Genomic DNA, 24835 nt, shown 5'->3' on the forward strand with positions numbered 1-24835 from the left:
GCCAATGCCTTATCGTGCGAGCCAGCCGCCATCGACGGGGATGACGGTGCCGTGGACGTAGTCGGATGCTGCCGATGCCAGGAATACGGCGGCACCGCCGAGTTCCGATGGCGTGCCCCAGCGTCCGGCCGGAATGCGCGCCAGGATCGCGGCATTGCGATCCGGGTCTTCGCGCAGCGCCGTCGTGTTGTTGGTCGAGAAATAGCCGGGCGCGATCGCGTTGACGTTGACGCCCTTGCCGGCCCATTCGCAGGCAAGCAGCCGGGTGATCCCGGCAAGGCCGCTCTTCGATGCGGTATAGGACGGGATGCGGATGCCGCCCTGGAAGGACAGGAGCGAGGCGATGTTGACAATCTTGCCGCTGCCCTTTTCCAGCATGTGGCGGCCGGCCGCCTGCGACAAGAAGAAGGCAGTCTTCAGATTGGTATCGATGACCGCGTCCCAATCTTCCTCGGTAAAGTCGATCGCATCGGCGCGGCGGATGATGCCGGCATTGTTGACGAGGATATCGAGAGAGCCGAAGACCGAGATGGTCTCCGCAACGATATCCTTGACCGGAGCGATCGTGCCGAGATCGGCCTTGATCGCGTGAAAACGGACACCGGCCTTGGTGACCAGCGCTTCGGTTTCCTCCATCGACGAGCGGCCGACGGCAGCGATCGAGGCGCCTGCCTCGGCGAGCGCGACGGCGATGCCCTGGCCGATGCCGGTATTGGCGCCGGTAACGATGGCGGTGCGGCCCGAGAGATCGAAGGGATTGGCCATCGTTCTACCTCAGGTCTGCGATGGCGATATGGTCCATGTCGGTGAAGCTCTTGTTGTCACCGGCCATCGCCCAGATGAAGCTGTAGTTCTTGGTGCCGGCACCCGAATGGATCGACCAGGGCGGCGAGATGACCGCCTGCTCGCTGGCAACCAGCATGTGGCGGGTCTGCTGCGGCTCGCCCATGAAATGGAAGACGCGCTGATCGGCCTCCAGATCGAAATAGAGATAGGCTTCCATGCGCCGGTCATGCGTATGGGCCGGCATGGTGTTCCAGACACTGCCGGCATCGATCATCGTGAAGCCCATGGTCAGCTGGCAAGACTGGCAGACCTCCGGATGGATGAACTGGTAGATCGAGCGCTTGTTGGCGGTCGCCGCTTCGCCGGGCGTCAGGTGGCGCGCCTTGTCGCGCGTCAGAAGCACGGTCGGATGAACCTCGTGCGCCGGCGTCGAGACCAGATAGAACTTGGCGGGCTTAGCGGCATCAGCGCTTTCGAAGCGGACATCCCCGGCGCCCTTGCCGACATAGAGGCAATCGTATTTCTGGAGCTCATAGCTCTTGCCGTCGACGACGACACGGCCGGCGCCGCCGACATTCAGCGCGCCGAGTTCGCGTTCGGCGAGGAAGGTCTCCTGTCCGATTTCCTTCGGCGCGCCGAGTGAGAGGCCTGCGCCGAGCGGCGTCGCGCCGCCGATGACCATACGGTCATAGTGGGAATAGGTGAGCCGGATTTCGCCGCCTGCAAACACCGTCTCGACCAGAAAATGGCGGCGCAGCGTTTCGGTGTCGTAGCCGCGAACGGCTTCCGGATGGGAAGCGTGACGGACATCGATCTTCATTGATTTTTTCCCTTCTCTTCCATGGATGCCAAGGGAGATTTTGCATCCTCGATGAAATAGTTCGGATCCCAGATCTCGGCCTTCTCGACTTCGCCGAGCAGCTTGCCGAGATGGAAGCCCATGGCGGCGGCGGCACCCGCCTTATCGCCCGACTTCATGCAGTCGATGACCGCCGAATGCTCCTCGATGACGCGGGCAAGACGCCCTTCCTGCGGCAGGGTTAGCAGGCGGTAGCGATCGGAATGGACCTTCACCTGCTGGATGATCGCCCAGATGCCGGGGAAGCCGGAGATATCGCTGATCAGCTTATGAAAATCGTTGTCGACCACATGGAAGGCAGCGACATCGTCGTCGCGCACGCAGGCGCTGAGATCGGCCAGATTGCGCTCCAGCGAACGGATGCCAGCAGGCGTGATCTTCTCGACGGCGATCGAGACGGTCGTATCCTCCAGCGCCTTGCGCACCAGGATCGCCTCGTAGAGCGCCCGGCGCGGAATGCGCGACACGAAGGTGCCGGACTGCGGAAAGACATCGACGAGGCCATCGTCGGAGAGACGCAGGATCGCCTCGCGGATCGGCGTGCGGCTGACGCCGAACTGCGCCTCCAGTTCCTTTTCGTTGAGAAGATCCATCGGCTTGCGGCGCAGTGAAATGATGTCGTCGCGCAGCGCGTTATAAACAAGCGTTGCGGCACGTGGGGCGGCCGCGCGCTGATGCGAGAGATGGGTGACGCCGGCGAGCGAGCGCTTCTTGCGGGCTTCGCTCATCGCGCCGCGCTCCGCATGCCAACAATCCTATGCCCGAGATTTTTCTCCACCCGTCGCCACCTCCCGTTGGCTTGGCAAGAAGTAGTATATTAGTATCCAACTTAGCGCAAGCGGGCGAAGGCAAAGACTTTTCCACAACGAAAAAGCCGCGGAGATCGCTCTCCGCGGCTTGGCTTTGCTATTATTTTTCAGGTACTTAAAATTCGGAAAGCCGGAAGCGGGCGATGATGTCGCCCTCGCACCACATCGGGAAATTCGTGCCCCACTTGTTGTTGTGGAGATTGAACCGGATGCCTTCCGCAAAGTCCGGGCGGGTCTTGCAGAAGGTCATGAAATCCCAGCTTGCGGGTGCGGCGAGCGGCGTATCGAGAGGCTCGATCTGCAGCGCGCCGGAGCGTGCCGCGACGACGGCCTGCAGCTGTGCCCCGCCGCTTTCCGCGATCGCATCCGAGTGATGCCAGAGCCCCATCTTGCGGAAGCTCCACTCCGCCTCGCCCGCGGGCGTGACGAAGACGAAGCTTGCCTCCGGCATGCGGTTGGCGGGCTTGGCATGCAATGTCAGCTGAATGGAAAGCGCATCGCCCTCATCCGAGAACCGCAGCGAAACATGCCTTGGCGACCCGTATGAAGCCGATGCGCGCTCGGGCAGCGAAAGCAACATCATGTTGCCCGTGGCCGCCTCGAGAATCGGCGAGAAGGATTGCGACAGCCCAGCACCCGACTGGCCGAGCCCCGGCTTGTCATGATCGAGCACCGCCCATTCCTGCCGGTGCGTCAGATAGGTGTCCATATGCCTGCCGACATCGGCGGCATCGTAGCTTTCGTAGCGATAGCCGAGCAGAGCACCGCCGCGGCCCGAAATCGTCTTGCCTGAAGGAGTCTCGATCGAGGCGATATCACCGCTTTCGTCATCGAGACGGATCGTCCAATCGCCGACTTTCAGCTCGTTGTCTTTTCCTGAGATCGCCGGCAATGCAGGCGCAGCAAGTTCGCCGAGCGCCTGTGCGGCCGCCGCGGTGTCTTCAGGTTCCAGCATCGAGACAGCCTTGCCGAGATAATCGCGCTGCTCATGCCAGGATTGTTCGGCATAGGCAAAGCGGTAATCGCTCTTGCGTGCCGCCTCGAAATCCGGCCGCGACCAGGCTTTGTCGTCACGCAGATAGGATTTGATATCGACGCCGCAGGTGTGCTCGGCGACCATCGCCAACTCACGGCCGAAGGCGAGCCGGGTTTTCGTCAGGCCGTCAGCGGCGAAGCGGTCGTAAAGCCGCTGCAAGGAGAGGAACTGCGCCGTCTTTTGCGGATCGGTGGCGCTGCCGTGGATCCAGCTGTCGCCGAGCTCGATATCGACGACCGGAAAGCGCTGCCGCGCCTCCCAGAGGAGTGCGCCGTAATCTTCGAGCGTTGCCGCGCGGATCACAGCATCCGGCTCACGATGGCGGATTTCGCGCAGCGCCTCGGCCGTCTGCGGCACGCTCTGCGGGCCGATGTTGTCGTTGGTATGGGCAAAGCTCAGCCCGTCCGCAAAGCCTTCCGGGAAATAGGTTTCGCCATAGGAGCGCTGATACATGACGACGACTTCCTCGCCGCCCGGCGCGCGCCAGCGGAAGACGTCAGGCACTTCCGGCGGCGGCGAAGCAGTGTTGACGCCGAGATGCAGGAAGCGGATCCCGGCTTCGGCAAGCAGCGGCACCATGCCGAGCGTGTGGCCGGGCACATCGGTCATTTTAGCCGCGATCGTCTTCTTGCCGAAGCGCCGGTCGAGCTCCTGCGAATAGGAGAGCCCGGCGCGGAAAAGGTCGGGCGACATCAGCTCGGTATGTGTCGTGAACGGCAGGCCGTGCCAGCGGATCAGCCCGCGCTCGATCGCCTCCTCGAGCTTCGCCACTTCGGCCGGAGAGCGCGAATTCAGATGATCCCAGATCAGCCAGGCGCCCGTCGTCCAGATGAACTTCGGCTCCTCGGGGTTCTCCGCATGGAAATGCGCGCCCGTCTCGATCGCCTGCGGGATGAACCGCTCGTGATACTGGCGGCGAACCTTCTCCGCGTGGTCCGTGAAGCCGATATCCAGGTGGGTCTTGAAGACCAGATGCACGCGCTTTTCTGACATGTCCATTCCGCTCGCTGGCCTCGGCAACCGCACCGGCCGCCTCGACATCTACGAGACAATGTAAACGTGTTCAAGCTGACTTTTGACGCAGGCTGCAATGGCGACCGGTTACGGGACGGCTTCATTCATCGAGGCAAAAGAAATATTATTGAATTACAACGAATATGGCGCTCCAGCGCGCATATATCCGCCTTTCGAAAATCTGTGTAATCGTATGCACAAATCTTCGAGACGCTGTCAGCCGCCGCGGATCGAGCCGCGCCAGACGAGCTCCGCGTGAAGCTTCAGAGTCTGCACTTGCGCCTCCTCGTCGGCCACCCCCGGCGCCGCAAGGAAGGCAACCGCCTCCCGGGCAATGGCTTCGACCGGCTGGGCAAACGTCGTCAGATCGTAGGAAGACCATGAGGCCTGCTCGATGTCGTCGAACCCGGCTACGCAGAGCTGGTCGGGAACCGACATCATGAACTGGTGGCGCGCCGCGTCCATCACGCCGCAGGCGAGCAGATCGTTGGCGCAGAAGATCGCGTCCGGGCGCTCCTTGCGGGTCAGCAGGCGCTGGGCGACGACCTTGCCCGCCTCATAGCCGGTCGAACCGAAACGCTCGACGGCGACCTCCATGCCGAGTGCCGCCGCAGCCGCGACGAAGCCGTGTTCGCGGGCCATCAAGCTCGGCGTTCCCACTTCCGAATTGGCGAAGGCGAGCCGCCGGCAGCCGGCGCGGACAAAGGCCGTCAGGATGCGGCCGGCCGCTTCCTGGTCGTCAAGATTGATCCTGAGCGGCCCCGGCTGGTCGTCGTCGCGGTTGATCAGCACCAGCCGCTGGCCGTTCTTCAGGCAGAGCTGGGTGATCGACTTGTCGGGCAGGCCGGAGAGAATGATCGAGGCATCGGCGCGGTAGCGGATCGCCTGACGCAGTGCCCGATCGACGCTGCCGTCGGAACGGTCGGTATTGATCAGCATGGCGATCTTGCCGGAATTCTGCAGGTGCTGCGTCACGGCGCGGATCAGCGACGAACGATAGGGGGTGCCCATTTCCGAGACGATGAGGCAGACGATACCGCTCTCGTTGCGCATCAGCCCGCGGGCGAGATGGTTGACGTGATAGCCGAGCGCTTCTGCCGCCTCCATCACCCGCTTGCGGGTTTCAGGCGCGACGCTTGCTCCAGGCGTAAAGGTACGCGACACCGCCGAGCGGGAAACGCCCGCCTTTTCCGCAACTTCCTGCGCGCTGACAAAGACTTTCGTGACCACCTGAATCTCCCCTTGCACGCGACTGTGCACGATATTGCAATTGCGTGCAACATCCACCTTCGGGACTTTTATGACAGTTTTGTGACAAAAGTGGTTGACAGGGTTTACTAGGTCATGCAGCATTTGCACACGCTTGCAAAGGCGATCGGCGTGGAGGCGCCGCCACATCCAGGAGGAAATAATGCGTTCAGCTAAAATTGCGGCAGCGATGCTCGCCGCGACTGTGTCTTTTGCTGCCTTTTCGGCCCATGCCGCCGGCAATCTCAATGTCATCTGCTCGGCCGACCAGGAAGTCTGCGACCTCATGAAGGGGTTGTTCGAGAAGCAGTCGGACATCAAGGTGAACATGGTGCGCCTGTCCGCCGGCGAGACCTATGCCAAGATCCGCGCCGAGGCCCGCAATCCGAAGACCGATATCTGGTGGGCCGGCACCGGCGACCCCCATCTGCAGGCAGCAGCGGAAAATCTGACGCTCGAATACAAGTCGCCGCTCTTCGACCAGTTGCAGGACTGGGCCAAGAAGCAGGCCGAAAGCGCCAAGTACCGCACGGTCGGCGTTTATGCCGGTGCACTCGGCTGGGGCTACAACACCGACATCCTGAAGCAGAAGAACCTCAAGGAACCGAAGTGCTGGGCCGATCTGCTTGACCCGTCCTATAAAGGCGAAATCCAGATCGCCAACCCGAACTCCTCGGGCACGTCCTACAACACGCTGGCGACGCTGGTGCAGATCATGGGCGAGGACCAGGCATTCGACTACCTGACGAAGCTGAACGCCAATGTCTCGCAATACACCAAGTCGGGCTCGGCGCCTGTAAAGGCGGCTGCCCGCGGCGAGTCGACGATCGGCATCGTCTTCATGCATGACGCCGTGGCGCAGACCGTCGAAGGCTTCCCGATCAAGGCGGTTGCGCCTTGCGAGGGCACCGGCTACGAGATCGGTTCGATGTCGATCGTCAAGGGCGCCAAGAACCTCGAAAATGCCAAGAAATGGTACGACTGGGCGCTCAGCGCCGAGGCGCAGTCGCATATGAAGGACGCCAAGTCCTTCCAGCTACCGTCCAATAAGTCGGCCGAAGTGCCGAAGGAAGCGCCGAAGTTCGAAGACATCAAGCTGATCGACTACGACTTCGCGAAATACGGCAACCCTGATGTCCGCAAGGCGCTTCTCGCCCGCTGGGACAAGGAAATCGGCGCCAAGGCGAACTGATCCTCCTGAAACCGATGGCCGGGAGCCCAGTGCTGCCGGCCGCCATGCCTATACCGTGCTCAAGCGGGAGCGACCCCATGAAGAACCACAATCGTAGACTGGATATCGCTCTCGTCTTCGCCATTGCCGCCCTGATACTGCTCCCGTGGTATCGGATCGAAGGCGGCTTCTTCGGCCTTGGCTGGCTGTCTGATTTCCTGGGCGATCCCTCCACGGCGCCCGGCATCCTGCAGATCACCACCTATGGCCGATGGTGGCTCGCGATCGCCGTCTTCTTCGTTCTGCTTGGCGGCATCGCGCGCTTCCTTCCCGATCCGAAGTCGCGCGCCACGCTGCTTGCGTGGGCAGGCGGCCTGGGGGTTCTTTTCCTGACGCTCGAAGGACTGGCGATCAACCTCTCCGGCTGGAGCTGGACATTCGCCGAAAACCTGTTCGGCGCGCTCCCTGACGGCCAGCCGTCGATGGGTGCGGGCGCCATCGTCACCGGCCTCGTCTTCGTGTTCTTCTTTGCCTTCGGCCTTGCCGAACGCGGCGTGATGAAGGGCGACGCCTTCGTGGTCGGCGCCATCGCCATGCTGGTGTTCCTCGTCGCCATCTTCGTCTTCTATCCGGTCGGCAGCATGTTCGTCGGCGCGTTTCAGGATTTCGACGGCTCCTTCAATCCCAACGGCTTCCTCACCAATATCCAGGATTCCTCCGTCTGGAGCCTCGGCTGCGTTGTCGGCGGCGAACGCTGCGGGGTTGCCTGGCGCACGCTCTGGCTGGCGATCATGACGGCCGCCGGTTCGACGACGCTCGGCCTCTGCTTCGCGCTCGTCGCCACCCGCACCCGCTTTCCCTACAAGAAGGGCCTCAGGCTACTGACGATCCTGCCGATCATCACGCCGCCCTTCGTCGTCGGCCTGGCGCTGACCCTGCTCTTCGGCCGCTCGGGTGTCGCGACACAGCTCATCTCCTCGCTGCTCGGCATCGAGCCCGGCCGCTGGCTCTATGGCCTCACCGGCATCTGGATCGCCCAGGTCCTCTCCTTCACGCCGATTTCCTTCCTCGTGCTGATCGGCGTCGTCGAAGGCGTCAGCCCGTCGATGGAGGAAGCATCGCAGACGCTGCGCGCCGACCGCTGGCGCACCTTCTGGCGTGTCTCGCTGCCGCTGATGAAGCCCGGCCTGGCCAACGCCTTCCTGATCGGCTTCATCGAAAGCATGGCCGATTTCGGTAACCCGATGGTGCTCGGCGGCAGCCACGGTGTGCTGTCGACGGAGATCTTCTTCGCCGTCGTCGGCTCGCAGAACGATCCGGCCCGTGCTGCGGTGCTCGCCATGATCCTGCTTGTCTTCACCATGTCGGCCTTCATCGCCCAGCGCTTCTGGCTGCAGGGCAAGAGCTACGCGACGGTGACAGGCAAGGGCGATTCCGGCCAGCATATCGCGCTGCCGCGCGGCGTCTCGATTGCCGTCCATTCGCTCGTCATCCCCTGGGCGATCTTCACCATCGTCGTCTATGCGATGATCCTGTTCGGCGGTTTCGTACGCACCTGGGGTCTCGATAATACGCTAACATTCGAACACTACATTCGCGCCTTCTCCATCGGGTTCCGTGATGACGGCGGCCTGGCGTGGACGGGGGTCGCCTGGAATTCGTTCTGGACGACAATGGAGATCGCCCTGATCTCCGCCCCGCTCACGGCCGCTGTCGGCCTGCTGACGGCCTACATCATCGTCCGCCAGAAGTTCGTCGGCCGGAACGTCTTCGAGTTCGCGCTGATGCTGAGCTTCGCGATCCCCGGCACCGTCATCGGCATCAGCTACATCATGGCCTTCAACCTGCCGCCGCTCGAAATGACCGGCACGGCACTGATCCTGGTTGCCTGCTTCGTGTTCCGCAACATGCCGGTCGGCGTGCGCGGCGGCGTAGCGGCGATGAGCCAGCTCGACAAGAGCCTCGACGAGGCCTCGCTGACGCTGCGCGCCAACAGCTTCCGGACGATCCGCAAGGTCATCCTGCCGCTGCTGCGCCCGGCAATCACGGCAGCACTCGTCTATTCCTTCGTGCGCGCCATCACCTCGATCAGCGCTGTCATCTTCCTGGTCAGCGCCGAATACAACATGTCCACGGCCTATATCGTCGGCCTCGTCGAGAACGGCGAATACGGCGTCGCCATCGCCTATTCCTCGGCGCTGATCGTCGTCATGGTCACCGTCATCGCCGGCTTCCAGTTCCTCGTCGGCGAACGCCGCCTGCGCCGCGAAAACCGCGTCGCGATGGCAGCGCCGGCCGCCACCGCATCCGCACCTCTCGGTCAGGAGAAAACCGCATGAGCAGCAACAAACCCGGTTCCGTCGTCTTCGAGAACGTGCGCAAGACCTTCGGCGCCTTCACCGCCATCCCCAACCTGTCGCTGACGATCGAGCCCGGCACGCTGGTGACCCTGCTCGGCCCCTCCGGCTGCGGCAAGACGACGACGCTGCGCATGCTTGCCGGTCTCGAGCACCCCTCGTCCGGCCGCATCCTGATCGGCGGCAAGGATGTGACGATGCTGCCGGCCAACGAGCGGGACGTGTCGATGGTGTTCCAGTCCTACGCGCTCTTTCCGCACATGACCTCGCTCGACAATGTCGCCTACGGCCTGGAATCGTCGGGCATGAAGCGCAAGGAGGCGCGCGAGCGCGCCGAGGAGGGCCTGAAGCTCGTCGGCCTCGCCGGCATGGGCCAGCGCCTGCCCGCCGAACTCTCCGGCGGTCAGCAGCAGCGTGTCGCCGTTGCCCGCGCTCTCGTGCTCGAGCCCCAGGTGCTGCTGCTCGACGAGCCGCTGTCGAACCTCGACGCCCGCCTGCGCCGCAGGGTGCGCACCGAGATCCGCGAGCTGCAGCAGCGGCTCGGCTTCACCGCCGTCTATGTCACCCACGATCAGGACGAGGCGCTCGCCGTCTCCGACCAGATCATCGTCATGAAGGACGGCGAAATCGCCCAGAAGGGCGCGCCGCGCGATCTCTATGACCAGCCGGTCTCCTCCTTCATCGCCGACTTCATGGGCGAGGCGAATGTCGTGCCCTGCGATGTCATCGGCATCGATGGCGATCACGCGACGATCAATGTCGAGGGACTGACGCACCGGATATCCGGCCGCAACATGCGCCCCGGTCCGGCACAGCTGGCAGTGCGGCCGAACGCCATCACGCTGGCGCCGAAGAATGGCGGCGCCTACAGCGGCAAGATCACCCACGCCGCCTATCTCGGCGACCACGTGGAATATGAAGTCAAAACCAGTAACGGCACGCTCTTCGTCGTCGACCCCGCAGTGGAAAGGGCCTTTGCGCCTTTGACAGAGGTGGAGATCGGCTTCAAGGATCGCGGCATTGCCATCATCGGCGGCTGAGCCCGCATTTCATCAAGGGAAGATTTTCATGACGTCGCATGTCGTACCCGGGCTTGAAGCGCGCCTCGCGCTGGCCGAAGCCGTGGCCCGTGAAGCGGGAGCCGTCGCGCTCGATTATTTCAAGCGCCGCGAAACGCTGGTCATCGAAACCAAGCGCGATCCGCAGGACGTGGTCTCGATTGCCGACCGCGAAGTGGAAAACCTGATCCGCAAGCGCTTCAACGAGGCCTACCCCGCCGATGGCGTCCTCGGCGAGGAATATGGCCTCGAATCCGGCACATCGGGCTTCACCTGGGTCGTCGATCCGATCGACGGTACCAGCCCCTTCGTCAACGGCATGCCGAACTGGTGCGTGTCGATCGGCCTGCTGCATGACGGCGTGCCCGTCGTCGGCGTCATCTCGGCGCCCTGCCACGACGAACTCTATGCGGCAGCACTCGGCATGGGCGCGACGCTGAACGGCAAGACACTCTCGCTCGATCCGTCCCGCACCATCCGCAACGCCGTGACCGGCATCGGCGCCAACAACCACGTTACGCCTGCCTTCGTCGGCAAGATGGTGGAAAGCCTGCTGGAAGCCGGCGGCAATTTCATCCGCAACGGCTCCGGCGCCCTCATGCTCGCCTATGTGGCCGCCGGCCGTCTCGTCGGCTATTACGAGCCTTACATGCACGCCTGGGACTGCATGGCCGGCTACTGCCTCGTCAAGGAAGCCGGCGGCTGGTACCACCCCTTCCCGACCGAAGGCGAACGCCTGACCAAGGGTGCGCCGGTTCTGGCAACGGCACCCGGCTCAACCGACGATCTGCGCAAAATCGCCGGTATTTAAGCGTTTTTGCATCTTTATCTGCCCAATCCGGCGTCATCGGCGCCGGATTTTTTGTGCGTAGCGAAATCCACAGCCTATCTTTTGTGCAATGCAAAAATTGCACAAAAAACCGCTTGACGATGCGAACCAATATGGTTTTGGATTGGACCAATAAGAAATTGGTTCGGACCATTCGACATGGATGAGACCACGGGGAACTCCAATTACGCTCTCGACAAGCTGCGTGCGCTGCTGCGCTCGGACAGCCTCGATGCCGACGGCAAGCTGCCGACTGAACGGGCTCTCTCGGAGATGCTCGACGTCAGCCGCCGCGCCATCCGCCGTGCCTTGGAAGTTCTGGAAGCCGAGGGACTGATCTGGCGCCGCCAGGGATCCGGCACGTTTGCCGGAAGGCGCCCCGACGGCTGGAGCGAGCATGTGGATTCGATCGTCGCCGGCACCGACCTGATGGAAATCATGGAAGTGCGCCTGCGCATCGAGCCGCAGCTCGCTCAGCTTGCCGCCATCCGCGCCAAGAAGGCCGATGTCGAGCGCATGTATGAGCTCGTCAAGAAGATCTACGAAAGCACCGATGCCGATGGCCGCGAGCTCTGGGACGGCGCGCTGCACCGCCATATCGCCCAATCGGCCGGCAACCAGTTCTTCCTGACGATCTTCGACGTCATCAACCGCGTGCGCCAGGACGAAGCCTGGCAGACGATCCGCGAGCGGGCACGCGCCGCCAGCAAGACGCGCACGGTGACCTATGGACAGCACACCGCGATCGTCGACGCGATTGCCGCCCGCGACCCCGCGAGAGCCGGCGAAGCCATGCGCCAGCACCTGCTGACGCTGCAGGAGAGCCTGGTCCGCATGACCTCGCTCGACCACCAGATACCGGAGACCAAAGAAGAGCTCACCTGAAGAGCCGCCGGCAATGAAGCAAAAAAGAACCAGAGGAGAGTGAAATGAAGACCGCCAGTTTTGTGACGACCCTTCTAGCCGGGGCGCTCGTTGCCCTCCCATCCTTTGCCGCCGAGCTGAAGATCGGCCTGCAGGACGATGCCGACGTGCTCGATCCCGCGCAGTCGCGCACCTTCGTCGGCCGCATCGTCTATACCGCGATGTGCGACAAGCTTGTCGACGTCACCCCAGACCTGAAGATTGTGCCGCAGCTCGCCACCGAATGGCACTGGTCGGATGACGGCAAGGCGCTGACGATGAAGCTGCGCGAAGGCGTCAAGTTCCACGACGAAACGCCGATGAATGCCGCTGCCGTCGTCGCCACCATCGAGCGCAACATGACGCTGCCGGAATCGCGCCGCAAGAGCGAGCTGACCTCGGTCGAGAAGGTCGAAGCGACCGGCGAATACGAAGTGAAATTCACGCTGAAGAGCCCTGACGTCACGCTGCTCGCCCAGCTTTCCGACCGCGCCGGCATGATTGTTTCGCCGAAGGCCGCCAAGGAGCTCGGCGCCAATTTCGGCAATCACCCGGTCTGCGCCGGCCCCTTCAAGTTCGTCGAGCGCGTCCAGCAGGACCGTATCGTGCTTGAGAAGTTCCAGGACTACTGGAACAAGGACAATATCTTCATCGACAAGGTCACCTACCTGCCGATCCCGGATACGACCGTGCGCCTCGCCAACCTGCGCTCCGGCGATCTCGACATGATCGAGCGTCTGGCGCCGACCGACGCCGCATCCGTGAAGGAAGATTCGACCCTCACCTATGCCGACGCGATCGGCACCGGCTACATGGCGCTCTACGCCAATATCGGCAACGGCGCGCGCGCCGACAATCCGTTCGGCAAGGACAAGCGCCTGCGCCAGGCGTTCTCGCTGGCGATCGACCGCGAAGCGCTGAACCAGATCGTCTACGAAGGCACGTCCGTTCCCGGCAACCAATCCTTCCCGCCGAACAGCCCGTGGTTCGACAAGGACGTTCCGGTTCCGGCCCGCGATCTCGACAAGGCCAAGGCGCTGGTCAAGGAAGCCGGTTTCGACCGCGTGCCGATCGAGCTGCAGGTACAGAACAACCCCGTGGCTTCGCAGATGATGCAGATCATCCAGTCGATGGTGGCCGAGGCCGGTTTCGACGTGACGATCCGCTCGACGGAATTCGCGACGCTGCTTTCGGAACAGACGGCCGGCAACTACCAGCTCAGCCGTTCCGACTGGTCGGGCCGCATTGACCCCGACGGCAACATCCATCAGTTCATCACCTGCAAGGGCGGCATCAACGATACCAAGTATTGCAATGCCGAGGTCGACAAACTGCTGAACGAGGCCCGCGCCTCCACCGACGATGCGGTGCGCAAGCAGAAATACGACGCTGCCGCCGTGATCCTCAACGACGACCTGCCGATCATCTATCTCGGCCATAACTCGTGGATCTGGGCGCTGCACAAGAACGTCACCGGCTTCGTCGCCTCGCCGGATGGCATGATCCGCCTGACCGGCGTCAAGAAGGAAGGCTGAGCCTAGCAACCGCGGCGGCGGGTTCATCCCGCCGCCTCTCCAGGCCCGTTCAGGATCGCCCACCATGTACACCTACATCGCCAAGCGGCTTCTCGTCGCCATTCCGACGCTGCTGATCATATCGGTCTTCGTCTTTTCGCTGCAGAAGCTCCTGCCCGGCGACCCCATCCTCGCCATGGCCGGCGAAGAGCGGGATCCGCAGGTCATCGAGTATCTGCGTGAGAAATACCGGCTGAACGATCCGGTGCCCTACCAGTATGTGTCCTGGCTGGGCTCGGTGCTGCAGGGCGATCTCGGGATCTCGCTCCGGACCAATCAGCCGGTTCTCGAGCTCGTCGCCGAGAAGCTTCCCGTGACGATCCAGCTTGCCATCATGTCGATGGTCTTCGCCTTCGTGATCGGCGTTCCCATGGGCATTCTGGCGGCGGTGAAGAAGAATACGCTCTTCGACTATCTCGCAAACCTGATCGCACTCTCCGGCCTCTCGATCCCGAATTTCTGGCTCGGCATCATGCTGATCCTGCTTGTCTCGGTGAAGCTCGGCTGGCTGCCAGCATCAGGGTACGAGCCCTTCTTCAACGACCCGCTCCGCTCGATCCAGACGATGCTGATGCCGTCCTTCGTGCTCGGCAATGCGCTGGCGGCGACCCTCATGCGCCACACGCGCTCGGCGATGCTCAGCGTCCTCAGCGCCGATTACATCCGCACCGCCCGCGCCAAGGGGCTTTCGGAGCGCTCCGTCGTTCTCGAACACAGCTTCCGCAATGCCGTGCTGCCGATCGTGACGCTGAGTGCGCTTCTCTTCGGCGAACTTCTCGCGGGCGCCGTCCTGACCGAGCAGATCTTCACCATTCCGGGCTTCGGCAAGCTGATCGTCGATGCCGTCTTCAACCGTGACTACGCCGTCGTCCAGGGCGTCGTGCTCTGCACCGCGATCGGCTTCATCATGATGAACCTCATCGCCGATATCCTCTTCGTCCTTCTCAATCCGCGCATGAGGGCCTCGCTATGACCGCCATCGATCAGGTTGCCGTCGCCACCGGGCAGCGCGTGCCAAGCCGCGCCTGGCGCAAGCTGAAGGCCAACAAGGGCGCGCTTGTCGGCCTCGGCATCATCGCCTTCTTCGCGATCCTGGCGGCGGCCGCGCCAATCCTGCCGATCCCGGACCCCAATGCCACCAGCTGGTCGGCGATCCGCAAGGCGCCATCGGCCGCCCACTGGCTTGGCACCGACGACATCGGCCGCGATATCCTCTCCCGCATGATCTGGGGGGCGCAGGCCTCGCTGATGGCCGGCGTCTTCTCGGTAGCGATCTCCGTTTTCATCGGCGTACCCTTCGGGCTGCTTGCCGGCTATTTCGGCGGCTGGGTCGACCAGATCATCTCGCGCATCACCGAGGCCTTCCTCGCCATGCCGTTCCTGATCACCGCAATCGCGCTCGCCGCCTTCCTGGGGCCGAGCCTGACCAATGCGATGATCGCCATCGGCCTGTCGGCCATGCCGATCTTCATCCGGTTGACACGCGGCCAGGTGCTGGCGGTCAAGACCGAGGATTATGTCGAGGGCGCGCGCTCGATCGGCCTTCGCCATTTCAGCATCATCACCCGCTACATCCTGCCGAACGTCGCGGCACCGATCCTCGTCCAGGCAACGCTGACGGTCGCGACCGCGATCATCGCCGAGGCCAGCCTCTCCTTCCTCGGTCTCGGCCAGCAGCCGCCCGCCGCCAGCTGGGGCTCGATGCTGAACGTTGCCAAGAACTTCCTCTCCCAAGCCCCATGGATGGCGATGTGGCCGGGGGCGGCGATCTTCCTCGTCGTCATCGGCTTCAATCTCCTCGGCGACGGCCTGCGCGATGCGCTCGATCCGCGCGAAGCATGATCTCCTGAAAGGACATATGAAATGACCGCATTCACGACCCGTCCCGAAATCCTCGGCACATTCGGCGTCGTCACCTCGACCCACTGGATCGCCTCCGCCGTCGGCATGAGCATTCTCGAAAAGGGCGGCAACGCCTTCGACGCGGCTGTCGCCACCGGCTTCGTGCTGCAAATCGTCGAGCCGCATCTCTGCGGCCCGGGCGGCGACATGCCGGCGATCCTCTATTCGAAGAAGAAGGACAAGGTCGAGGTCATCTGCGCTCAGGGACCGGCACCGGCAGGCGCCACGATCGAGCATTACACATCCGAAGGCCTGAAGCTGATCCCCGGCGACGGGTTGCTCGCGACCGTCATCCCCGGCAGCTTCGACGGCTGGATGCTGATGCTGCGCGACTATGGCCGCCTGACCGTCCGCGAAATTCTCGAACCGGCAATCTATTACGCCGAAAACGGCCATCCGATGCTGCCCCGCGTCTCGGCAACGATTGCCGGTCTCGCCTCCTTCTTCGAGAAGGAATGGCCGACCTCGCACCAGACATGGCTGCCCGGCGGCTCCGTTCCCGAGCCGCTCTCCAATTTCAAGAACCCGGTTCTCGCCGAGACCTGGAAGCGGATCGTCGCCGAGGCGGAAGCCAAGCGCGATCGCGAGGAGCAGATCCAGGCGGCCCGCGACGCCTTCTATCGCGGCTTCGTCGCCGAGGCGATCGAGCGCTACGCGAGTTCGACCGCGGTGATGGATGCCAGCGGCACCAAGCACAAGGGCGTCATCACCGCCGACGATATGGCGAACTGGTCGGCGACCATCGAAGCGCCGCAGACCTACGACTATCACGGCTGGACGGTCGCCAAGATCGGCCCCTGGGGCCAGGGTCCGGTCTTCCTGCAGACGCTGGCGCTTTTGAAGGGCGTCGATATCGCCTCGATGGATCCGGCCGGTGCCGATTTCGTTCATACGGTCACCGAAGCGATGAAGCTCGCCTTCGCCGATCGCGAGATCTATTACGGCGACCCGAATTTCTCGAAGATCCCGGTCGAGCATCTGCTGTCCGACGCCTATAATGACGAGCGCCGCAAGCTCATCAAGCCAGAGGCATCGCTGGAGCTGCAACCCGGCATCGTGCCCGGCTTCGAAGAGCAATATGCACTGACGATGGACATGCTCGGCGTCACCTCGAAGACCGGTGCGGTCTATGAGCCGACCATGGCGCATCTGTCTGAAAAGCGTGGCGATACCGTCCATATCGACGTCATCGACCGCGAGGGCAACATGGTGTCGATCACGCCATCAGGCGGCTGGCTGCAGTCGTCGCCGGTCGTGCCCGGCCTCGGCTTCTGCCTGAATTCGCGCGCCCAGATGTTCTGGCTCAAACCCGGCCTGCCGACCTCGCTCGCCCCCGGCAAGCGCCCACGCACGACACTGACGCCGTCGCTGGCGCTCTACGAGGGACGACCGACGCTGGCCTTCGGCACGCCCGGCGGCGACCAGCAGGAACAGTGGCAGCTCTCCTTCTTCCTGCGCTATGTCCATCACAAGATGAACCTGCAGGCGGCGATCGATCAGCCGCTGTTCCACACCTCGCATTTCCCCGGTTCCTTCTACCCGCGCACCCGCGAACCGGGCGGCCTGATGGCCGAAGCGAATTTCGGCGGGGACGTGCTGGAGACGCTGCGCCGGAAGGGCCACAAGCTGACGGTCGCCGATCCCTGGACGGTCGGCCGCCTGACCGCTGCACGCCGGGATGCGGATGGCCTGTTGCGGGCAGCGGCTACGCCGCGGCTGATGCAGGCCTATGCGGTGGGGAGATAACCGTGACCTACTCGATCGTCGCCCGTGACCCCGATAACGGCCATCTCGGCATCGCCGTCGCCAGCCGCTTCTTCGCCGTCGGCGGCATCGTCCCGCATATCCGCGGCGGCATCGGCGCGGTGGCGACGCAGGCCTTCGTCAATCCGCTGAACGGAGTCGATGGCCTGGCGATGCTTGCCGCAGGGCAAGCGCCGGAGGCAATTATTGCCGAGCTGGCCGCGCGTGACGAAGGCCGCGATCAGCGGCAGTTCCATATGATCGATGCGTCGGGCCGCAATGCCGCGTTTACCGGCGAGAAATGCATCGACTGGGCCGGGCATCTGGTCGCCGAAAATGTCTCGGTGGCCGGCAACATGCTGGCCGGTCCGCAGGTGATCGCGGCCACGCTCGAGACCTTCCAGAAGACGGCGGGAAAGCCGCTCGCCGAAAGGCTGCTGGAAGCCATGCAGGCCGGCGAGAATGCCGGTGGCGACAAGCGCGGCAAGCAATCCGCCGCGCTCGTGATCTATCGCGCCCAGGATTATGCCTGGCTCAACATCCGCGCCGACGACCATGCCGATCCGCTGGAAGAGCTGCGGCGGCTCTATGCCGTCGCCGGCGAGCGCTATCTGCATGTCGCCGAAACGATGGCAACGCGCGAGAGACCGAGCGGCATGATCGACCGTCGCGAGATCGACGCGAAGATCGCCGCACTCGAAGCCGCCCGCCTCGCCGAGGGCCGACCCTCGGCCTCCTTCGCCACACCGCTCAAGAGCTAAGACCGAACCATGAAGCAGGAACAGGATATGGGTGAAGCTGCAAAACCGGTGCTTTCGGTCAACAACCTGACCACGTCGTTTCTCGTCGATGGCGCCTGGAGGCCGGTCGTGCGCGACGTCTCCTTCGACGTCATGCCCGGCGAGACCGTGGCGATCGTCGGCGAAAGCGGCTCGGGCAAGAGCGTCACCTCGCTGTCGATCATGCGCCTGCTTGCCAAGAAGCAAAGCCGCATCGAGGGCAGCATCCTCCTGAACGGCAAAGATATCCTGTCGCTATCCGACAGGGAGATGCGCCGGGTGCGCGGCAACGATGCGGCGATGATCTTCCAGGAGCCGATGACATCGCTGAACCCGATCTTCACGATCGGACGCCAGATCTCGGAAGCGCTGACCTGCCACGGCGAGATGACCAAGAGCGAGGCGCGGGCCGAAACGATCCGCCTGCTCGAAAAGGTCCGCATTCCTAACGCTTCGTCGCGCTTCGACGAATATCCGCATCAATTCTCCGGTGGCATGCGCCAGCGCGTGATGATTGCCATGGCGCTCGCCTCGCGCCCGAAACTCCTGATCGCCGACGAGCCGACGACGGCACTCGACGTGACGATCCAGGGCCAAATCCTCGACCTGATCAAGCTGCTGCAGGAAGAGGAAGGCATGTCCGTTCTCTTCATCACCCACGACATGGGCGTCGTCGCCGAGATTTCCGACCGCACCATCGTCATGTATCGTGGCGAGGCCGTCGAAACAGGTGCGACCGACGACATCTTCCATCGCGGCAAGCACCCTTATACGCGCGCTCTGCTCTCGGCGGTGCCGCGGCTCGGCTCGATGACCGGCCAGAAATGGCCGCTGCGTTTCCCCGTTGTCGATACCGCGACGGGCGAGCGCAGCGAACCGGTCGCCGTTGCTGATACCGTCGATCGCGGCAAGACACCGATCCTAGAGGTCAAGAACCTGACGACGCGCTTTGCCATCCGCGGCGGCATTTTCGGCAGCCGTACGGGCGCGATCCATGCCGTCGAGGACGTGTCCTTCGACCTCTTCCAGGGCGAGACATTGTCGCTGGTCGGCGAATCCGGCTGCGGCAAGTCGACGACAGGACGCTCGATCACCCGGCTGATCGAGCCCAATGCCGGCAAGGTCAATCTCGACGGCTACGACGTCACCGATCTCGATTCCTCGAGCCTCCGTCGCATGCGCCGCAGCATCCAGATGATCTTCCAGGATCCCTTCGCCAGCCTCAATCCGCGCATGACCGTCGGCGCCACCGTCAGCGAGCCGATCGTGGCGCATGGTCTGGGTACACGGGCGCAGGCCCGCGAGAAGGCGGCCGACCTGCTCGAACGCGTCGGCCTGAAGGCCGACATGATGGAGCGCTATCCACACGAGTTTTCCGGCGGTCAGCGCCAGCGCATCTGCATCGCCCGGGCGCTTGCGCTCGATCCGAAAGTCATCGTCGCCGACGAGAGCGTTTCGGCACTCGACGTCTCGATCAAGGCGCAGGTCTGCAATCTCCTGATGGACCTGCAGCAGAGCCTCAACCTCGCTTTCCTGTTCATCTCGCATGACATGGCGGTCGTCGAGCGTGTCAGCCACCGCGTCGCCGTCATGTATCTCGGCGAGATCGTCGAGATCGGCCCCCGCGAGGCGGTGTTCGGCAATCCGCAGCACCCCTACACGAAGAAGCTGATTTCGGCGGTCCCGGTTCCCGATCCGGCGCGCCGCGGCATCAGGCGCGGCCTCTCGACGGACGAGTTGCAGAGCCCGATCCGGCCGCTTGGCTATGTGCCGCCGAAGCGGTGCTACAAGAGCGTCAGCGAAGGCCATCTGGTTCAGGTCGAGGCATGAACCAGCGGGTTCCGGCCCCGCCCGGATTTGTTCCGGCCTCCAAATATTAAATCCCTGTAATGCTTACGGTTTTGCAATGAAACCGTAATGAACATTTAATTTGTAAAGTGACGTCAGGCGGCGCATATCAGTTCTCAAGCGCTAATTCTTCACGAAGCCTAGTAAACACCGCCAATACTGGCGATTTTATCTTCGATCGCGAAGAATTCGTGTATTTCGCCCGACGCCCGCGTTCCCGGCATGGAACCAAGACGCCGCTTAGCAACGATTTGCAAGGGACCATTCGCCATGTCCAAGATTCTCCTCAAGCACCGCACAGCAGCGCTTCTGGGTGCAGCCCTGATTGCAGGCTCCGCAGCGCTTCCCTTCACCATCAATGCCGCGACCGCTGTCGCAGCACCGGCCGAAATCGGCGGCACGCTTGCCTCCGGCGGTTCGTTCGCGCCGATCGTCGATGCCGACAAGCCTGCCGTCGTCACCGTCACCACGACCATGAAGGCCACTGACGCCAGCGACCAGCAGTCGCCGATGGACGAGCAGTTCCGCCAGTTCTTCGAGCAGCAGGGCATCCCCTTCCCGCACCAGGCACCGAAGAATGAAGGCGGCCAGCATGCGATGGCTCTCGGCTCCGGCTTCATCATCAGCCCTGACGGCGTGATCGTCACCAACAACCACGTCATCGACAATGCCATGGACATCAAGGTGACGCTGGATGACGGTACCGAACTGCCGGCCAAGCTGGTCGGCACCGATCCGAAGTCCGATATCGCCGTCCTGAAGATCCAGGCGCCGAAGCCGCTCGCCACCGTCGCCTGGGGTGATTCCGACAAGCTGAAGCTCGGCGACCAGATCCTCGCGATCGGCAACCCCTTCGGCATCGGCACGACCGTGACTGCCGGTATCGTTTCGGCCCGTGGCCGCGACCTGCATAGCGGCCCCTATGACGACTTCATCCAGATCGACGCACCGATCAACCACGGCAACTCCGGCGGCCCGCTCGTCGACCGCGACGGCCATGTCGTCGGCATCAACACCGCCATCTACTCGCCGAATGGCGGCAGCGTCGGCGTCGGCTTCGCCATTCCTTCCGATGAAGCCAAGATGATCGTCGCCAAGCTGCAGAAGGATGGCTCGATCGAGCACGGCTATCTCGGCGTGCAGATCCAGGCCGTCACCAAGGATGTTGCCGATGCTGTCGGCCTCAGCGACGCCCAGGGCGCGCTCGTCGCCGCCGTCTCCGGCGATACGCCTGCCGCCCGCGCCGGCATCAAGACCGGCGACATCGTGACCGCCGTCGGCGGAGAAGCCGTCAAGACGCCGAAGGACCTGTCGCGCCTCGTCGCCGACATGAGCCCCGGCGCCAAGCAGACGATGACCGTCTGGCGCGATGGCAAGAGCACCGACCTGAACGTGACGATCGGCGGTAACGACGACGGCCAGAAGCAGGCCGCAGCCGACGAAAGCGACGGCAAGACCCAGAGCGGCCCGAGCATCGGCGTCGGCCTTGCCGACCTGACGCCCGATGCCCGCCAGGAGCTGAACCTGCCGCGCAGCGTCAACGGCGCCGTCGTTGCCAGCGTCAACCCCGACAAGCCAGCAGCCGCTGCCGGCATCCAGACGGGCGACGTGATCGTCTCGGTCAACGACAAGCCGGTGCACGACGCCAGCGATGCCAAGGCCGCCGTTGCGAGCGCCGCGAAGTCGGGCCGCAAGTCGGTGCTGCTGCTGATCGAACGCGGTGGCAACAAGACGTTCGTGGCCGTGCCGTTCTCCGCCGCCTGAGAGGCGCCAAGCCGCGACGAGACGCTCCGCACCCTCATGCGGGGCGTCTCACTATTCCACAGCTTCCCCACCTCGGCGCTTGACAGCGCCGTTTTGTGACCGCAATATGAAACCGGTTTCAATCGTGCTTGGGGGGAGCGATCGTGCGGTTCGACCTTTCGATCCTTTTGCCGCATCTCGGCTTTCTCGGCAAAGGCGCGCTGCTGACGGCGGAAGCCTGCGCGCTGGCGCTGCTCGGCAGCGTCATCATGGGCGCCTTCGTGGCCATCGCCCGCACCTCGTCGTCGCCGACGCTGCGCCGCGTTGCCTTCGTCTATGTCGACATCTTCCGCAACGTGCCCTTCATCGTGCAGCTGTTCTTCTTCTATTACGGCCTGCCGGAACTCGGGATATATATCGATGCCTTTACGACAGGCGTCGTGGCCCTGTCGATTGCCGGCGGCGCCTATGCCTCCGATGTCATCCGCGCCGGCATCCTGGCGATCGATCCCGGCATCATCGAGGCGGCCGAAGTCAGCGGGCTCTCGCGCCGCGTCACCTTCACCAAGATCGTCTTGCCGATCGCGCTCAGGACCTCGATCCGCCCGCTCGGCTCGGTGCTGATCAACCTGATCCTGACCTCCTCGATCCTCTCGACCATCACGCTGAACGAGCTGACCGGCTCGGCGCAGATCGTCGTGTCGCAAACATACCGGCCGTTCGAGGTCTATGTCGTGCTGCTCGTCGCCTATGCGGCACTCACCTATCTCGTCTCGCTCGGCGTCACGCTGCTTCACCGCCGCCTCAACCGTGACATGCTGGAGGCCGCAAGCTGATGCGCTATACGGATTTCACCCCCTTCGATCTCGTGCTTTTGGCCCAGGGACTCGGCGTCAGCGTCGCGCTTTTCCTCAGCACGTCGCTCATCGGTCTGGTCATCGGCATTCTCTGGGCCGTCGTGCGCTTCTACCGGGTACCGGTGCTGCTGCAGATCGTCACCTTCCTCTCCGAGCTCCTGAAGAACTCGCCGGTCCTCGTGCAGCTCTTCCTGGTCTTCTTCGGCCTTCCCGCACTCTTCCATATCCGAATCACGCCGGTGACCGCCGCGACGATCACGCTGTCGGCCAATACTGCCGCCTTCGTCTATGTCATCGCCGTGTCGGCAATCGAATCCATCGGCCGCGACCAGATCGAGGCCGCCCGCGTCTTCGGCCTGACGCGCTGGCAGGTGCTGCGCCATGTCGTGGCACCGCAGGCGATGGCCTTTGCGATCGGCCCGCTGATCGCGCTGCTCGTCAACCAGTTGCAGGTGACATCGCTGATCTCCGTCATCGGCGTTGTCGATCTCACCAAGATCGGCAATATCCTGAACCTGCGCACGCTGAAGCCGTTCATCGTCTGGACTGCCGTCGGCCTGCTCTATTACGCGACGGCCAAGCTGGTCGCGCTTCTCGGCACCCGTTTCGAAAACCGCCTCAGGGCCCATAGCGCCTGGAGAGGGCTCTGACATGCTGAAAGTAGAAAACGTCAAGAAAGCGTTCGGCTCGACCGCCGTCCTCGACGGTGTCGACCTGACGATCAATCCGGGCGAAGTCGTCTCGATCCTGGGATCTTCAGGGTCCGGCAAGTCGACGCTGATCCGCTGCATTAACGGACTGGAAAAGCTCAACGGCGGCCGCATCCTCGTCGACGACTTCGATGTCGGCAAGCCGAAGGAACTGACTGAGGCCCGCAAGCGCTCGGCCACGGTCTTCCAGCTCTTCAATCTCTATCCGCATATGACCGTGCTCGGAAACGTCACACTGGCGCCGATCGAGGTTCTGAAGAAGCCGCGCGCCGAAGCCGAGGCGACCGCCCGTGCACTCCTGCAATCCGTCGGCCTCGGCGAGCGCGCCGATGCCTATCCGGCCCAGCTTTCCGGCGGCCAGCGCCAGCGCGTCGGCATTTGCCGGGCGCTTGCCATGCAGCCGCGCTACCTGCTGCTCGACGAAGTGACGAGCGCGCTCGACCCGGAGATGACGGCCGAAGTTCTGGCGATCCTCGCCAAGCTCGCCGAAGAGGGCACGACAATGCTCTTTGTCACCCACGAGATCGAATTCGCCCGGCAGATTTCCGACCGGATCGTCTTCCTCGACAAGGGCAAGCTGCTTGTCGACCTGCCGACCGAACAGTTTTTCGCCGCCGATGGCGGCATGGCGCAGCCCCGCGTTGCCCAGTTCCTTTCCAAGATGCGTAAAGATTAGAGGTTTTTCATGCTGCTCATCGCCAACAAAGAAGCCTGGCCGGGTTTTGCCCATACGGTCGACATGCTGCGCAGCGGCGCCAACAGCCTCGACGCCATGGTCGCCGGCATCGGCAAGGTCGAGAGCGAAGTGAAGGTCCGCAGCGTCGGCTACGGCGGCTGGCCGAACATGATCGGTGACATGGAGCTCGATGCCGCCGTGATGGACGGCACGACGCGCGACGTCGGCTCGGTCGGCGCGGTGCCGAACACGCTGCCGGTCGCGAAGCTTGCCCATGAAGTCATGAAGCGCCTCCCGCATGTCATGCTGACCGGCAACGGCGCCCGCCGCTTTGCAAGTGAAATCGGTTTCCCGGAAGACGACGTGCTGTTCGAAGACAGCAAGCGCGTCTGGTGGGAACGGCTGGAGAAGGAAGTCGCGCCCGAAGACCTCGCGAAATTCCCCAACATTCCCCTGGCGCCGCTCAGCAAGGCGATCACCGATCCCGAGCGCGTCCGCGACACCACCGTCTTCCTCTCCGCCGATGCCGCCCGCGGCATTCACGCGGCAACCTCCACCTCCGGCTGGGCCTGGAAATATCCGGGCCGCCTCGGCGACTCGCCGATCCCGGGCGCCGGCTTCTATGCCGACAGCCGCTATGGCGCCGCCGCCTGCACCCATACCGGCGAGATGACGATGCGCTGCTCGACCTCGCGCACCATCGTTCTCGCCATGAAGCTCGGCTATTCGCTGTCCGACGCGATCAAGCTCGCCGTCGAGGAGCTTAACGAACTGGATACCGGTTTCCTTGCAGGTGTCGTCATTCACGCGGTTGACGCAAAAGGAAATCATGAGGTGGTGAATTTCAGATGCGAGGGCGAAATCAGCTACTGGCTCTGGGAGGATTCAATGTCCGAACCGGAATTGCGGGCAGCGAAACAGGCATAATCAACG

At 63.3% G+C, this 24835-nt stretch carries 22 protein-coding genes; 16 read left to right on the forward strand and 6 right to left on the reverse strand.

What is annotated here, in order from left to right:
- Window positions 1-9: 9 nt before the first annotated feature.
- From kduD to ACODR6_RS03885, 5 genes are all read right to left on the reverse strand, one after another.
- Window positions 10-765 carry a 2-dehydro-3-deoxy-D-gluconate 5-dehydrogenase KduD gene (kduD, locus tag ACODR6_RS03865; protein WP_130280235.1) on the reverse strand — a complete coding sequence of 252 codons (756 nt, stop codon included), beginning with the start codon at window positions 763-765 and terminating at the stop codon, window positions 10-12.
- Window positions 766-769: 4 nt separating this feature from the next.
- Window positions 770-1606: a 5-dehydro-4-deoxy-D-glucuronate isomerase gene (gene kduI / locus ACODR6_RS03870; protein ID WP_489020882.1), complete on the reverse strand. Its 837-nt coding sequence runs from the start codon at window positions 1604-1606 to the stop codon at window positions 770-772.
- Window positions 1603-2373 carry a GntR family transcriptional regulator gene (locus tag ACODR6_RS03875; RefSeq protein ID WP_112714441.1) on the reverse strand — a complete coding sequence of 257 codons (771 nt, stop codon included), beginning with the start codon at window positions 2371-2373 and terminating at the stop codon, window positions 1603-1605. The genes kduI and ACODR6_RS03875 overlap by 4 nt, the downstream gene beginning before the upstream one ends.
- A gap of 196 nt (window positions 2374-2569) precedes the next feature.
- Window positions 2570-4483: a DUF5054 domain-containing protein gene (locus ACODR6_RS03880; protein WP_489020884.1), complete on the reverse strand. Its 1914-nt coding sequence runs from the start codon at window positions 4481-4483 to the stop codon at window positions 2570-2572.
- Window positions 4484-4720: 237 nt separating this feature from the next.
- Window positions 4721-5734, reverse strand: a complete 1014-nt coding sequence (locus tag ACODR6_RS03885) for a LacI family DNA-binding transcriptional regulator (protein WP_489020886.1) — start codon at window positions 5732-5734, stop codon at window positions 4721-4723.
- Window positions 5735-5915: 181 nt separating this feature from the next.
- Here ACODR6_RS03885 and ACODR6_RS03890 point away from each other — a divergent pair, with 181 nt between their 5' ends.
- The 11 genes from ACODR6_RS03890 (at window position 5916) to ACODR6_RS03940 (ending at window position 19898) form a co-directional block, all read left to right on the forward strand.
- On the forward strand, window positions 5916-6944 hold the full coding sequence (locus tag ACODR6_RS03890) for an ABC transporter substrate-binding protein (RefSeq protein ID WP_199625551.1): 1029 nt from the start codon (window positions 5916-5918) through the stop codon (window positions 6942-6944).
- Between the two features lie 77 nt (window positions 6945-7021).
- Entirely contained in the window at window positions 7022-9262 is a 2241-nt protein-coding gene (locus ACODR6_RS03895) for an ABC transporter permease (protein WP_489020889.1), read from the forward strand.
- The gene (locus ACODR6_RS03900; protein WP_489020891.1) at window positions 9259-10320 is read left to right on the forward strand and encodes an ABC transporter ATP-binding protein; all 1062 of its coding nucleotides are present in this window, start codon (window positions 9259-9261) and stop codon (window positions 10318-10320) included. The genes ACODR6_RS03895 and ACODR6_RS03900 overlap by 4 nt, the downstream gene beginning before the upstream one ends.
- Before the next feature lie 28 nt (window positions 10321-10348).
- Window positions 10349-11149: an inositol monophosphatase family protein gene (locus ACODR6_RS03905; RefSeq protein ID WP_203430196.1), complete on the forward strand. Its 801-nt coding sequence runs from the start codon at window positions 10349-10351 to the stop codon at window positions 11147-11149.
- A 177-nt stretch (window positions 11150-11326) separates the two neighbouring features.
- Window positions 11327-12052 carry a FadR/GntR family transcriptional regulator gene (locus ACODR6_RS03910; protein ID WP_148194650.1) on the forward strand — a complete coding sequence of 242 codons (726 nt, stop codon included), beginning with the start codon at window positions 11327-11329 and terminating at the stop codon, window positions 12050-12052.
- Between the two features lie 44 nt (window positions 12053-12096).
- Entirely contained in the window at window positions 12097-13605 is a 1509-nt protein-coding gene (locus ACODR6_RS03915; protein WP_112714457.1) for an ABC transporter substrate-binding protein, read from the forward strand.
- 64 nt (window positions 13606-13669) lie between these two features.
- A complete protein-coding gene (locus tag ACODR6_RS03920; protein ID WP_489020894.1) occupies window positions 13670-14617 on the forward strand; it encodes an ABC transporter permease in 948 nt (315 codons plus the stop codon).
- Window positions 14614-15486, forward strand: a complete 873-nt coding sequence (locus ACODR6_RS03925; RefSeq protein ID WP_489020896.1) for an ABC transporter permease — start codon at window positions 14614-14616, stop codon at window positions 15484-15486. Before ACODR6_RS03920 ends, ACODR6_RS03925 begins: the two co-directional genes overlap by 4 nt.
- 21 nt (window positions 15487-15507) lie before the next feature.
- Window positions 15508-17292 carry a gamma-glutamyltransferase family protein gene (locus ACODR6_RS03930; RefSeq protein ID WP_489020898.1) on the forward strand — a complete coding sequence of 595 codons (1785 nt, stop codon included), beginning with the start codon at window positions 15508-15510 and terminating at the stop codon, window positions 17290-17292.
- A 2-nt stretch (window positions 17293-17294) separates the two neighbouring features.
- Complete coding sequence (locus ACODR6_RS03935; RefSeq protein WP_489020900.1) at window positions 17295-18050, forward strand: DUF1028 domain-containing protein; 756 nt, start codon at window positions 17295-17297, stop codon at window positions 18048-18050.
- Between the two features lie 27 nt (window positions 18051-18077).
- Window positions 18078-19898: an ABC transporter ATP-binding protein gene (locus tag ACODR6_RS03940; RefSeq protein WP_489020902.1), complete on the forward strand. Its 1821-nt coding sequence runs from the start codon at window positions 18078-18080 to the stop codon at window positions 19896-19898.
- 158 nt (window positions 19899-20056) lie between these two features.
- Here ACODR6_RS03940 and ACODR6_RS03945 read toward each other — a convergent pair whose 3' ends face one another.
- On the reverse strand, window positions 20057-20188 hold the full coding sequence (locus ACODR6_RS03945; protein WP_281438214.1) for a hypothetical protein: 132 nt from the start codon (window positions 20186-20188) through the stop codon (window positions 20057-20059).
- Here ACODR6_RS03945 and ACODR6_RS03950 point away from each other — a divergent pair.
- The 5 genes from ACODR6_RS03950 to ACODR6_RS03970 all read left to right on the forward strand — a co-directional run bounded on the left by ACODR6_RS03950 (window position 20187) and on the right by ACODR6_RS03970 (window position 24829).
- Window positions 20187-21680 (forward strand): DegQ family serine endoprotease, encoded by a 1494-nt coding sequence (locus tag ACODR6_RS03950; protein ID WP_489020905.1) that lies wholly within the window; start codon window positions 20187-20189, stop codon window positions 21678-21680. The genes ACODR6_RS03945 and ACODR6_RS03950 overlap by 2 nt on opposite strands.
- A 143-nt stretch (window positions 21681-21823) precedes the next feature.
- Entirely contained in the window at window positions 21824-22495 is a 672-nt protein-coding gene (locus ACODR6_RS03955) for an amino acid ABC transporter permease (protein ID WP_489020907.1), read from the forward strand.
- The gene (locus tag ACODR6_RS03960) at window positions 22495-23166 is read left to right on the forward strand and encodes an amino acid ABC transporter permease (protein ID WP_489020909.1); all 672 of its coding nucleotides are present in this window, start codon (window positions 22495-22497) and stop codon (window positions 23164-23166) included. Before ACODR6_RS03955 ends, ACODR6_RS03960 begins: the two co-directional genes overlap by 1 nt.
- 1 nt (window position 23167) lies before the next feature.
- Entirely contained in the window at window positions 23168-23902 is a 735-nt protein-coding gene (locus tag ACODR6_RS03965; protein WP_489020911.1) for an amino acid ABC transporter ATP-binding protein, read from the forward strand.
- 9 nt (window positions 23903-23911) lie between these two features.
- Window positions 23912-24829, forward strand: a complete 918-nt coding sequence (locus tag ACODR6_RS03970; protein WP_489020913.1) for a glycosylasparaginase — start codon at window positions 23912-23914, stop codon at window positions 24827-24829.
- Window positions 24830-24835 lie beyond the last annotated feature (6 nt).

This window comes from Rhizobium sp. FG96 (assembly GCF_057808655.1).

Coding starts and splice junctions, on each gene's coding strand:
- kduD (WP_130280235.1), bottom strand. CDS start 765: ATGGCCAATCCCTTCGATCTCTCGGGCCGCACCGCCATCGTTACCGGC.
- kduI (WP_489020882.1), bottom strand. CDS start 1,606: ATGAAGATCGATGTCCGTCACGCTTCCCATCCGGAAGCCGTTCGCGGC.
- ACODR6_RS03875 (WP_112714441.1), bottom strand. CDS start 2,373: ATGAGCGAAGCCCGCAAGAAGCGCTCGCTCGCCGGCGTCACCCATCTC.
- ACODR6_RS03880 (WP_489020884.1), bottom strand. CDS start 4,483: ATGTCAGAAAAGCGCGTGCATCTGGTCTTCAAGACCCACCTGGATATC.
- ACODR6_RS03890 (WP_199625551.1), top strand. CDS start 5,916: ATGCGTTCAGCTAAAATTGCGGCAGCGATGCTCGCCGCGACTGTGTCT.
- ACODR6_RS03895 (WP_489020889.1), top strand. CDS start 7,022: ATGAAGAACCACAATCGTAGACTGGATATCGCTCTCGTCTTCGCCATT.
- ACODR6_RS03900 (WP_489020891.1), top strand. CDS start 9,259: ATGAGCAGCAACAAACCCGGTTCCGTCGTCTTCGAGAACGTGCGCAAG.
- ACODR6_RS03905 (WP_203430196.1), top strand. CDS start 10,349: ATGACGTCGCATGTCGTACCCGGGCTTGAAGCGCGCCTCGCGCTGGCC.
- ACODR6_RS03910 (WP_148194650.1), top strand. CDS start 11,327: ATGGATGAGACCACGGGGAACTCCAATTACGCTCTCGACAAGCTGCGT.
- ACODR6_RS03915 (WP_112714457.1), top strand. CDS start 12,097: ATGAAGACCGCCAGTTTTGTGACGACCCTTCTAGCCGGGGCGCTCGTT.
- ACODR6_RS03920 (WP_489020894.1), top strand. CDS start 13,670: ATGTACACCTACATCGCCAAGCGGCTTCTCGTCGCCATTCCGACGCTG.
- ACODR6_RS03925 (WP_489020896.1), top strand. CDS start 14,614: ATGACCGCCATCGATCAGGTTGCCGTCGCCACCGGGCAGCGCGTGCCA.
- ACODR6_RS03930 (WP_489020898.1), top strand. CDS start 15,508: ATGACCGCATTCACGACCCGTCCCGAAATCCTCGGCACATTCGGCGTC.
- ACODR6_RS03940 (WP_489020902.1), top strand. CDS start 18,078: ATGGGTGAAGCTGCAAAACCGGTGCTTTCGGTCAACAACCTGACCACG.
- ACODR6_RS03950 (WP_489020905.1), top strand. CDS start 20,187: ATGTCCAAGATTCTCCTCAAGCACCGCACAGCAGCGCTTCTGGGTGCA.
- ACODR6_RS03945 (WP_281438214.1), bottom strand. CDS start 20,188: ATGGCGAATGGTCCCTTGCAAATCGTTGCTAAGCGGCGTCTTGGTTCC.
- ACODR6_RS03960 (WP_489020909.1), top strand. CDS start 22,495: ATGCGCTATACGGATTTCACCCCCTTCGATCTCGTGCTTTTGGCCCAG.
- ACODR6_RS03965 (WP_489020911.1), top strand. CDS start 23,168: ATGCTGAAAGTAGAAAACGTCAAGAAAGCGTTCGGCTCGACCGCCGTC.
- ACODR6_RS03970 (WP_489020913.1), top strand. CDS start 23,912: ATGCTGCTCATCGCCAACAAAGAAGCCTGGCCGGGTTTTGCCCATACG.